The sequence below is a fragment of the Bradyrhizobium sp. genome, assembly GCF_035701725.1.
Taxonomy (GTDB): Bacteria; Pseudomonadota; Alphaproteobacteria; order Rhizobiales; family Xanthobacteraceae; genus Bradyrhizobium.
In genome coordinates, this window is the sequence record NZ_DASSRP010000069.1 from 1 (window position 1) to 2,460 (window position 2,460).

A 2,460-nucleotide genomic window follows, 5' to 3' on the forward strand; every position below is an offset into this window, starting at 1 on the left:
CAAGGCGGACCGGGTTATCGTTACGGACGACAACCCGCGCAGCGAAGAGCCGGCCGCCATCCGCGCCGCAATCCTCGCTGCCGCGCCAGGCGCAGCCGAAATCGGCGATCGCCGAGCCGCGATCCGAGCGGCGATCATCGATCTGCGTGCTGGCGATGTTCTCCTGATCGCCGGCAAGGGCCATGAAACCGGCCAAATCATCGGCGACCGGACACTACCGTTCAGCGACCACGAAGCCGTCGCCACGGCCCTGAAGGAACCTGCCGCATGAGCGCGCCGTCGCTGTGGACTATCGACGACATGGCCGCCGCCATGCGTGCGGAACGGCAAGGCGCATTACCGGCGACCATCTCGGGCCTGTCGATCGACACCCGCACGATCGGCGAAGGCGAAGCGTTTTTCGCGCTTGTCGACCGTCGCGACGGCCACGAATTCGTTCCCGCGGCGCTTGCCGCCAAGGCCGCGCTCGCCGTCGTCGCCGCCGAGCGGCGCGCCGACATGCCGAAGGACGCGCCGCTCTTGATCGTGGCGGATGTGCTCGCAGCCTTGCGCGCGCTCGCCGTCGCGTCGCGCGAGCGGACGCAAGCGAAGGTGATCGGTGTCACCGGCTCGGTCGGCAAGACCAGCACCAAGGAGGCACTGCGACTTTCATTGTCGAGAGACGGCGAAACGCACGCCTCGGTCGCCTCCTACAACAATCATTGGGGCGTGCCGCTGTCGCTCGCGCGCTGCCCGCAAACCGCGCGCTATTGCGTGCTGGAAATGGGCATGAACCATGCGGGGGAGATCGAGCCCTTGTCGCGGCTCGCGCGCCCGCATGCGGCGATCATCACCACCGTCGCGCCGGTGCATCTGGAGTTTTTCGGCACGCTCAGCAAGATCGCCGATGCCAAAGCCGAGATCTTCTTCGGTGTGGAGAGGGACGGCGCTGCGGTGATCAATCGCGACATCGCGCAGTTCACTCATCTGAAACGTCGCGCCGGAGAAGCCAGCGTCGCGCGCGTGGTTTCGTTCGGCGAACACGCCAAAGCCGATGCACGTCTGCTCAAATGCGCCCTGCATCCGGATTGTTCGACGGTCGAGGCCGATATTCTCGGCCATGTGCTGAGTTACAAGATCGGAGCGCCGGGACGTCATCTGGTGCACAACTCGCTCGCCGTGTTGGCGTCGGCCGTGCTGGTCGGCGCCGATCTTGCGCTGGCAGCGTTGGCGCTCGCAGAGTTTCAGCCGGCCTCCGGTCGCGGCACCCGGTCCGAGATCGAACTGCCTGGCGGAACCGCACTCCTCATCGACGAGAGCTACAATGCCAATCCGGCTTCCATGGCGGCCTCGCTCGCTCTTCTTGGCCAGACGCAGGCTGGTCCGCTCGGCCGGCGCATCGCCGTGCTCGGCGATATGTTGGAACTCGGTCCGCGCGGCCGCGCGTTGCATCGCGGCCTGATCGAGCCGGTAACGGCCAATGCGGTCGATCTCGTATTCTGCTGCGGCCCGCTGATGAAAGCCTTGTGGCAGGCCCTTCCCGCCGGCCGCCGCGGCGGCTATGCAGAGGAATCGAGCGCACTCGAGCCGCAGGTCCTGTCCGCGATCCGTGCCGGAGATGCCGTCATGGTCAAGGGCTCGCTCGGCTCGCGCATGGGGCCGATCGTCAAGGCGCTGCAGCATCTATCCGCGCGCCAGAATATGTCGGAGACTGGCGCGTCGCGTAACGGCACGTTGCGGGCCGCGTCCGCACAAGGTTGATGCGATGCTTTATTGGCTGATCGAGCTGTCGGACAAGATCACCGTTTTCAACGTCTTTCGCTACATCACCTTCCGCACCGGCGGCTCGGTCATCACTGCGCTGCTGTTCGTCTTTCTGTTCGGCCCGACAATCATCGGCCGTCTGCGCGCGTTGCAGGGCAAGGGCCAACCGATCCGCACCGACGGTCCGCAATCGCACATCATCGCCAAGGCCGGCACGCCGACCATGGGCGGCTTGATGATTCTTTCCGGCATGGTCGTCTCAACCTTGCTGTGGGCCAATCCGCGCAATCCCTACGTCTGGGTCGTGATGTGGGTGACGCTCGGCTTCGGCATGGTCGGCTTCTACGACGACTATCTGAAAGTCACCAAACAAACGCACCAAGGATTCGCCGGGCTGGCGCGGCTCACGATTGAAGCCGGCATCGCGCTGGTCGCCTGCATCGCGTTTGTGGAATTGGGGAAGGCGCCGTTCTCCACCTCCCTGGTGTTGCCGTTCTTCAAGGAACTGGTGATCAATTTTGGCTGGTTCTATGTGATCTTCGCGATCCTGATCATCGTCGGCGCCGGCAATGCGGTGAACCTGACCGACGGTCTTGATGGGCTCGCCATTGTTCCGGTCATGGTCGCCGCCGCGAGCTTCGGCATGATCGCCTACCTCTCGGGCAACGCGGTGTTCGCCGATTATCTGCAGATTCATTACGTCGCCGGCACCGGCGA

3 protein-coding genes are annotated in these 2,460 nt (G+C 64.6%); all 3 read left to right on the forward strand.

What is annotated here, in order from left to right; genetic code table 11:
* Positions 1-271: glutamate ligase domain-containing protein (locus VFL62_RS03550; RefSeq protein WP_414644591.1), on the forward strand; the 271-nt coding region annotated here is incomplete at its 5' end.
* Positions 268-1,740, forward strand: coding sequence for a UDP-N-acetylmuramoylalanyl-D-glutamyl-2,6-diaminopimelate--D-alanyl-D-alanine ligase (locus tag VFL62_RS03555; protein ID WP_325171000.1), 1,473 nt, complete (start codon positions 268-270; stop codon positions 1,738-1,740). The genes VFL62_RS03550 and VFL62_RS03555, both read left to right, overlap by 4 nt.
* A 4-nt stretch (positions 1,741-1,744) precedes the next feature.
* Positions 1,745-2,460 (forward strand): phospho-N-acetylmuramoyl-pentapeptide-transferase (gene mraY / locus VFL62_RS03560; protein ID WP_325171001.1); only part of this gene is annotated, 716 nt, incomplete at its 3' end.

What these genes read in the sequence shown, in the direction of transcription:
- VFL62_RS03555 (WP_325171000.1), top strand. Translation starts at nt 268, where the DNA reads ATGAGCGCGCCGTCGCTGTGGACTATCGACGACATGGCCGCCGCCATG.